Raw genomic sequence first — 8,148 nt, forward strand, 5'->3', positions numbered from 1 at the left:
GGCGGCGCTCGAAACATTATGATTCGAGCTTTGAGGGACGGCTCCTTTGCTCTCTCTATCAATAGTGAGAGTATTGCTATCACGTATGCCCTGTTTGTCCAGGGTTGTACAGCGTAACACCGTCAGCCTCTACAATAATCTAAAATCTAAAATCCCATTGACTGATGTCACAAAGTACGCGAAACTTTACAGATAACTGACGTAAAGCTTCTAGATATTAATAACTTTTGTGAAGTTGTGACTCGCAACCTATCAATTCGTCAAAATTGATTTAGGGGTTTGCGAGTTACGCCAACCTCAAGAAGCGACGCCCCAGGCATCTTCCCTAGCCTAGTGCTACGGATGTCTAAATCCCACTATTCCTATTGAGTCAGCCATTTTTCGATAACACACTATGGAAACACTAGAGTTTGTGATTTATCCAGATGGCCGGGTACAGGAAACAGTCACCGGCATTATGGGCGCATCCTGCGCTGAGGTAACGGCTGCGATCGAAGCCCAGCTTGGAGTTGTGCTTCATCAAGAGTCTACATCGGAATATTTCACCCAAACACTGCATCAGTCAGCCGAAGCCACAACCCAAGTTGCTTTTAGCGATTGGTAATCTTTTTTTGTTAAGTTCACTTAAATTTTTTTGGAATCATCATGTCACACTTTAGCCAAATTAAAACCCAGATCCGCAATTTGAATTCTTTGGAAGCTGCTTTAACCGACTTGGGTATCGACTGGAAGTCTGGCCCGACACAGGTGCGGGGATATCGCGGACTAACTAGCACCGCTGAGGTGGTTATTGAGCAGGAAAATGGCTATGACTTAGGTTTTAGCTGGAATGGGACTGAGTATGAATTAGTCGCTGACTTGCAATTTTGGCAACAGGCTTGGTCTGTAGACCGTTTTCTGAATAAGGTAACTCAGCGCTATGCTTACCATACAGTGGTGAATGAGAGCGCCAAACAGGGTTTCCAAGTTTCTGAACAAAAGCAAAATCAAGATGGTTCGATTCGCTTGGTGGTACAGCGCTGGTGCGCTTAGATGCGTCTAGCTTCAAACAGTGGCTGCACAATCAAATAAATTCACAATCTAAAGTCCGCCTGTGCGGACTTATTGTTATTGGAAGAGGTCGAAAATGTCTGAGATTTCTGGAATTGAAATAGAGACTGCGGGCGATCGCACTGGTTTTGAACCAGAGTTAGGTGGTTTTTTGCGAGATGCGCCCGATCGCACTGGTTTTGAACCAGAGTTGGGTGGCGTGTTGCGGCAAAAAGGTGTCTACGTTGATGAGATTACCTGCATTGGTTGCAAGCATTGCGCTCATGTTGCTCGGAATACCTTTTACATTGAACCGGATTACGGGCGATCGCGCGTCGTGCGCCAGGATGGTGATTCTGAAGAATTGATTGCTGAGGCGATGGATACTTGTCCGGTGAATTGCATTCACTGGGTAGATTACACCGAACTCAAGAATCTGGAAAAGGAACGCCCGGATCAGGTGATTCCTGTGGTTGGTTTTCCCGTGGATATGGCAACAGTTCGGGCCGGTATTCGCCAGCGGCAAAAAGCGAAATTGGGCGATCGCAACTCCAAACACGGCCATTAATATCAAACAATCAGAATACAAACACAAAGCCCGCCACTGCGGGCTATTTTTATTTCTCTGATTCATTCCCCCCAGCAGAACTTCTGATTGGCTCTCTCGGATATTTGGTGATAAGTAATGCTTATGATTTTGCAAAATCAAGGGTTTGAGCTTTCACGATTAAGAAATTTAGTATTGATTGCTACATTTTTCACCAAATATCCGAGAGAGCCATATATCTTTCGGTGGATTAACTTCAAGAATAGAGAGTATAAAAGAAGCGATCGCGAGAGATAGGGACAGTTTGGATAAGTGCACAGAGCGATCGGGGTTTTGAATTAAGATAGCTTTTTAAGTTCTGCTGCGGTTTCGTTGAGCAGTTCCGTACATAGTTTAACTTGAGCGAGGCTAGTGGCAGTTTCTGCCGAGCCTAAGTTAACATTGTTCATCGCTTCCAGGACTTGTTGAATGGCGATCGCCTGTTGGTTAGCATTGAGAGAAATTTGTTGGTTGTTCAAAAATACCTTGTCTATCGACTCTGCTACACCCCCCAAAATTGTTGTGGTTCCTTGGGCTTGTTGAATACTTTTATCCGCTGTTTTGGCTCCTTCCTCTGTGACTTTAACTGTTTGGTCGATCGCCATTTTAATTTCCGTTACCAGACCATTAATTTTCTCTGCTGATTTTTTGCTTTCATCAGCCAGACGGCGAATTTCTGTAGCAACCACCGAAAAACCCTTACCATTTTCGCCAGCACGGACTGCTTCGACGGCGGCATTAAGAGCTAGCATATTAGTTTGGTTAGCAATATCTGCTACTAAGTCAGAAATTCCACCAATTTTAACCGCATTTTCACTTAAGTAACTAATCTGTTTGGCGATGGCTTCGACTTTTTCTTGAAGATTTACTATCCCATTCATTGTATTTTCTACGGATTGACGACCGGAATCAGCTAATGTTAGCGCTTGATGAGCTGAGACTGCTGAGGCTTCTGCTTGCTTGGCTGAAACTTCCGAAGCAACACTTAACTCATTCATCGTGGTAGTCGTTTGATTCACAGCATTAGCTTGTTGAGACACAGTGTATTCCTGCTGAGCCACTGCGGCCGTGATTTGGGTAGAAGAAGCCGCAATCTTCTTCACAGATTTGACGATGGGGTTAACAATATCATGGCTGACGATCGCCGTCAGAACTGCCGCGGCTAACAAACCAAACACCAGAATCACCACCAGCAGCACTGTCAAACTCCGAATTTTCGCTTCAATCTCATCATGTTTTTTTTCTCCAACTTTTCGCTGGAGTTCGATCAGTGTGGAAAACGCCTCAACTGTTTCAGCACCAAAGGGAGTTGTGGTAGCTGCGCGATACTCAGCAGCTTCCTGAATTTTACCAGCTTGCTGCAACTCAAACCATCGAGGTCTGGCTGAAACATACCTTTGATAAGCATCTTGCACTTTTTTGAAAGCAGCTTGTTCTTCTGGTGCGATTTCACCTTTGGCGTATTCTCCTAGGTTATCGTCAATTATTTTGTATAACTTTGGCTCTTCGGCTAAAATTGCCGATCGCCTCTCTGGTTGAACGATAAACTGAGGAAAGCCGTAACGCAACTTCCACAAAGCCGACTCAGAGTTAGCTAGAGCCACTGTCCCTTTAACTTGATATGCGTATAATTTCTGTGCATCTTGTCCTAGTTCAACGGTGTTGCGCCAACCGACAAACCCCACACCTGCGAGTAAGGCGGTCAAAGCTCCAAAACTAGCCAACAATTTAGTCCTAATCCCTAATTTCATTGGATTTTAGATTTAATATTTTTATTAAAATGTATAATTCATTTGGTTAACACCCAGAGAATATTTATCAGTAATTGGCCTTAATATTACTTTTCCTCAGCCACCTGTTCCGGCCAAAGATAAATCAGCCCAGAAATCAAAGTCAAAGCCACAGAAACCCAAAAAGCCATTAATCCAGGAAAATTCCCAGCTTCAGAAAGGGGAGCAATTAAAAGCGCGATCGCCACAATTTGACTGACTGTTTTCAGCTTACCCCAGATATTAGCACCAGAAATTTTAGTTTTATTAACACGCCACCCAGCGATTGTCAACTCCCTTGCCAAAATCAGAAACACACCCCAAGCTGGGACTCTACCCAACTCAATCAAAACTAAAAGTGGCGCTAACACTAACAATTTATCCACCAAAGGATCGAGAAACTTCCCCAAATCTGTAATTTGATTGAGTTTCCGAGCCAAATAGCCATCCAGCCAATCTGTAGCCGCCGCCAACACAAAAATTGCCACACAAATCCAGCGACTTGGCACGCTTGGATCGTATAAACCGTACAGGAGAAAAGGCACTCCCAGCAATCTAGAAAAAGTAATTAAATTAGGCAAATTCATAAATTTTGAAGGAAGAAGGAAGAAGATAGAAGGAAGAAGGAAGAAGATAGAAGGAAGAAGTTATATCAAATCCGTTGACATCGGAATTATGATTTCTCTCTTCTCTTTCTCTGTGTCCTCTGTGTTCTCTGTGGTTTAATCATTCCGATACAACCGGAAACGATATTACCCCCCCCTGCCCCCCCAAGGGGGGAAATTCAGGAAGAAGGAAGAAGTCACCCCCCATAGGTGTCAACTTAAGCCTGAAAGCCTTGAGAAATCTGGTTTTTACCTGAGTCTAGATCCCCCTAAATCCCCACCCCCCCCTAGCCCCCCCCAAGGGGGAAAGGGGGACTTTGATCGGACTCCTGTCCCCCCCTTCTTAAGGGGGGTTAGGGGGGATCTGGCCTTAATCGTCAAACAGTAGTCTGTGACAGGGTTTGGCCTTAAGTTGACACCAATGGTCACCCCCCCCTGCCCCCCCCAAGGGGGGAAATTCAGGAAGAAGGAATGAAGAAGCTTTTAAGTTAACATTTTTGCGGTCACTTTACTTAACAATACAATTCATTAATTGTTGGTCCAGTTCTCTGATATAATCTCGACCGTAATATAGATTTTCTAATCCTTGCACCAGATTGTCGGGAAGGTCTTGGGCAATTTCCCTGCTACAAGAACCAGCGGCTAAAGCAATACTTGCTACTGTATCTACATCTCCAGAAAAGGCAATGCAATCTTGGAGCAGTTGGCTCATACTATCATTTCGCATCACAGCAGTAATAGCTGCTCTGACACAAACTACACCTGTTAATGTAACTTTTCCTTGCCAAGGGATTGACCATTGACCAGCTATGTGTGTTTCGAGAAAATTGCCCAAATCCTGCTTGAAACCTAGCTGATAAATAAAGTAATGGGACATCAAAGCAGCGGCTCTAGCTGCATTAATGCCATCGGCAGTATTGTGGGTAATTGCTGCTTGAATGGTAGCATTTTCGATGACTTTTTTAATACTAGGAAAAATGCCAATTGGGGTAGCTCGCATCGCGGCTCCACTTCGATCGCTAGCGGAGTTAATTTTGGCTAAGAATTCTGTTTCGTCTTGAACTTGCAGTAAAAAATTGTAAAACTTACGGGAATAACCAAGTCGGCGATCGCGATGAAAAGCTGCAATGAATTTGCGGGCTAAAAGTTCCGGTGTCCAAGGTTCTTGGCTAACGATCGCTTCAGCAATTGCTAAACTCATTTGAGTATCATCGGTGTAGCATCCCGGTGAGATATCGTGGAAGGGATGCTTGAGGTAGCCGTGGAGATTATTGTACAATTCAATTGTCTGCTCCGGGGCAAATTCAAAACCGGCACCATAAGCATCGCCGATCGCTAATTCTAACAACATCGATTACTCCTGCATTGAATGGGAATAGAGCATGGGGAATCTATTAACTATTTGTCCGAACACCCCAAGCAATTGTGAGGGGTTCTAAGATTTTTTGCTGACTGCTAGAGGCGAGTTTGGTCAAATATTCCCGCACTATAGAAGCCTGTGGGATATTCAAACTATAGGTCCGTGAAGCGCAGCTATCCCGTAGGGAATCGCCATCTTGAAAGAACAGCGGTGCGGCCCCCATCGCCTCCCAATCAGGATTTTGTTGAGAATCCGGCGCTAACAACATTAAATCTGTGCGATCGGGCAAAAGTCCCGCAGTCCAATTTCCAGCCAAAATCCCCAAAATCCGGGACTCACAGGTACGAGTGTTCACGCCACGGCGTTCCAATAACTGCAAAATTTGCTCAAACTTCATAGCTGCTTCCCCCAGCACCTGCATTAATTCCCACAGGATAAAAAAGTTGCCGTATTGGTGCCTCGAAGCATCTAAAATTTGAGGATAAACAGCTACACTCCCCAATCCGCAAGCAACGCGACTGATTTTCACATCTTCAAATTCTGGGTATTGAACTACGATCGCATTCGGGAGTTTCTGTCGCAGCCAACGGGCGATCGCCGGCCAAGCGCCCATTCCCCCAGCACAAATAGCCTGATTTATGCCCACTGGCGACATTCCGACACGGCTCAACAAAACATTCAATTCGCGGTTTAACTGCTGCACAAAAGGCACTAAAACCTGACTTTCCAAATCCTGCCGTCGCACATTCCAACGTTGTTCGCCAATATCCAAAACAAAGCTTTCTTGATGCTGCAAAATCACCTTCAAATGTCTGGCTGCTTCCAACAATTGCAGACCAAAAGTGGAACTTTGTAACCCCTGCTGCAATTGATAACGACTGGGTAAATCTGGATGTCCGGGACGAGGTAAATCCAGCGACATTCCAAAGGTTTCATTTTTAGCTAATAACTGACAAATAATATCTTGATCGAAAGCATTGCCAGCAAAAGCAAAACTTTGGCAAGCAAAATCAGTATAACTTAAATGTTGACTATTTTCCGGCAAATCAACTAAACCCAATTCTACTGTCGTCGCCCCCGCATTTATAATCAAAGTTCCCCCGCTAAAAGACGAAGCATGAAGCACTAACTGTCGGTTAGATTCGGGATTTTCCTCACTCATCAATTCGCCGGTTTCCGACTGCCCAAAATAGGCATTTGTCACAGGAGTTACCGCAGAAAGCAAAGTGGCGATCGCATCTTCCACCACAAAAATTTGCTCACCTGCGGCCACCAGTCCCGCACCCAAAACCGCCTCCCGCAGATTAAACCGATAAGCATCGGACCAATGGGCCGGACTCCCCAAAATTACGCCCTGTAAGTTTTGCAGCGCTTCATCCAGAGTTTCCTTCTCCAATCCCGAAGCTCGACAGATTAAATTAGGCATTGACAAATCATCATTCTGCCCCTGCAAGCTGGGATTTAAAGTAGTCAACAGCGCCCGCAAACCGTTGAGGGGCAAAGCGATAGAAATAGCCTGCTCCTGGAAAAACTGCAACAGAGGCTCATAGACAACTCCTGTTTCCCGCAGATAGGGAATGCCCACCTTCAAGGGTAGTTTGAAATTTTGCAGCAACAACTCCCCAACCAGTAAAGTCGGTGGTCGATCGCCCACTGACTTGACCATTATTTGCTGTCCTAGACCCTCAGTTGCTGTTTTTGCCAAAACAGCAACTGAGGGAATGCGACAAGTGGTAACAGGCTCATAAGCATCATTAGGCGATGTTTCTGAGGTTTGTTTCTCCCAGTAAATTGGGTACAACTGATGGTTTTGCTGATCGACCAAAGCCGCCGAAAGCCCGCAGGTACCGAAGTCAATGCTTAAATACCAGTGAGAATTGGGGCGCTGGGGCGATGAAGTTGGAGATTCGGGGAATGAAGGAGCGATGGAGCTTGCAACAGAATTGGGAACTGATGCTGCTTTTTTACTCTCGATCGAAATTAGGTTTTTTTTTTGACTTTTTGGAGGATGAGACCGCAATCTGCTAGTTTCTGGGGAAGGATTGGCAGAATTAATCGGATTTTCTTCTGTTTGGGTCAAACTAGCCAAAATATTGTCTAGACTGACATTCGCTGCTTCCTCTTGAGTCAATAAATCAGAATCCAGATCGTCTTCTAAAGTAAAAATTTCATCCTCCGATGATTCTTCCAAGATATCTGGGAACAAATCTTCTAGGGTGCCTAGTTCTGCCTCTGCCATTTCTGGAAAAGGGTTTGCTGTGTTAGCCTCAGCATCGGCAAAGAAACCTGAGTTGACTGTTGTGGAGTCTGGGGATAGCCTGGGGCTAGTATTTTCTAATCCTTCGAGACTGTAAAGGTCCGACTCCAATTGTTCCAGAATATCGCTGTCCAAGTTCAGGGAGCGATCCACATCTTCTTCCTCCAAGGACTCGATGGGGAGCAAGTTTTCGTCCGGTGAAGCTTGGATATAAAAATCTTCAGGGGCGACATTACTGGGTTCTAAATTAGTTGGCGCGCTTTGGGATGTGGAACTACTTTCTCTCTTGCTTCTCAAAGCCCGTGGTAGCTCAGATGTCGATCGGGTTTGATCCCCAGCCTCAGTAGCTGATTCATCTTCATGCAAGAGATTTTGAAACAACTCGTTCGTCGCATTTAGCGCTTCCTCATTTCCTGACAAGCTGGAATTTGATGCAGATGAATCCTCAGCTTCTAGTTCTCCAAACAAATCTAATCCCTGACTATCTAGTGGTGATTCACTGGTAACTACTGGCTGATTTGATGCAGATGAATCCTCAAATT

Annotated in this window: 6 protein-coding genes and 1 pseudogene; 3 read left to right on the forward strand and 4 right to left on the reverse strand. The window is 45.0% G+C overall.

The genetic code is table 11. The features are described 5' to 3' along the window. The first annotated feature begins 394 nt into the window (after positions 1–394). The 3 genes from ACBR23_RS20325 to ACBR23_RS20335 all read left to right on the forward strand — a co-directional run bounded on the left by ACBR23_RS20325 (position 395) and on the right by ACBR23_RS20335 (position 1,597). A complete protein-coding gene (locus ACBR23_RS20325) occupies positions 395–604 on the forward strand; it encodes a DUF2997 domain-containing protein (protein WP_341736332.1) in 210 nt (69 codons plus the stop codon). A gap of 41 nt (positions 605–645) precedes the next feature. Beyond that, on the forward strand, positions 646–1,032 hold the full coding sequence (locus ACBR23_RS20330; protein WP_341736333.1) for a DUF1257 domain-containing protein: 387 nt from the start codon (positions 646–648) through the stop codon (positions 1,030–1,032). A 94-nt stretch (positions 1,033–1,126) separates the two neighbouring features. Next, positions 1,127–1,597 (forward strand): ferredoxin, encoded by a 471-nt coding sequence (locus tag ACBR23_RS20335; protein ID WP_371117274.1) that lies wholly within the window; start codon positions 1,127–1,129, stop codon positions 1,595–1,597. A gap of 317 nt (positions 1,598–1,914) precedes the next feature. Here the strand turns inward: ACBR23_RS20335 and ACBR23_RS20340 are convergent, their stop codons facing one another. The 4 genes and pseudogenes from ACBR23_RS20340 to ACBR23_RS20355 all read right to left on the reverse strand — a co-directional run. After that, on the reverse strand, positions 1,915–3,366 hold the full coding sequence (locus ACBR23_RS20340) for a methyl-accepting chemotaxis protein (protein ID WP_371117273.1): 1,452 nt from the start codon (positions 3,364–3,366) through the stop codon (positions 1,915–1,917). Positions 3,367–3,452: 86 nt separating this feature from the next. Next, positions 3,453–3,971 (reverse strand): CDP-diacylglycerol--glycerol-3-phosphate 3-phosphatidyltransferase, encoded by a 519-nt coding sequence (pgsA, locus tag ACBR23_RS20345; protein ID WP_371117272.1) that lies wholly within the window; start codon positions 3,969–3,971, stop codon positions 3,453–3,455. Between the two features lie 526 nt (positions 3,972–4,497). Then, positions 4,498–5,340: an ADP-ribosylglycohydrolase family protein gene (locus ACBR23_RS20350; protein ID WP_371120356.1), complete on the reverse strand. Its 843-nt coding sequence runs from the start codon at positions 5,338–5,340 to the stop codon at positions 4,498–4,500. A 43-nt stretch (positions 5,341–5,383) separates the two neighbouring features. Next, a pseudogene (locus ACBR23_RS20355) lies at positions 5,384–8,148 on the reverse strand (hypothetical protein); the annotation flags it as partial.

The sequence above is a fragment of the Microcoleus sp. genome (assembly GCF_041354475.1).
Lineage (GTDB): Bacteria > Cyanobacteriota > Cyanobacteriia > Cyanobacteriales > Microcoleaceae > Microcoleus.

Coding starts and splice junctions, on each gene's coding strand:
- ACBR23_RS20330 (WP_341736333.1), top strand. CDS start 646: ATGTCACACTTTAGCCAAATTAAAACCCAGATCCGCAATTTGAATTCT.
- ACBR23_RS20335 (WP_371117274.1), top strand. CDS start 1,127: ATGTCTGAGATTTCTGGAATTGAAATAGAGACTGCGGGCGATCGCACT.
- pgsA (WP_371117272.1), bottom strand. CDS start 3,971: ATGAATTTGCCTAATTTAATTACTTTTTCTAGATTGCTGGGAGTGCCT.
- ACBR23_RS20350 (WP_371120356.1), bottom strand. CDS start 5,340: ATGTTGTTAGAATTAGCGATCGGCGATGCTTATGGTGCCGGTTTTGAA.
- ACBR23_RS20340 (WP_371117273.1), bottom strand. CDS start 3,366: ATGAAATTAGGGATTAGGACTAAATTGTTGGCTAGTTTTGGAGCTTTG.
- ACBR23_RS20325 (WP_341736332.1), top strand. CDS start 395: ATGGAAACACTAGAGTTTGTGATTTATCCAGATGGCCGGGTACAGGAA.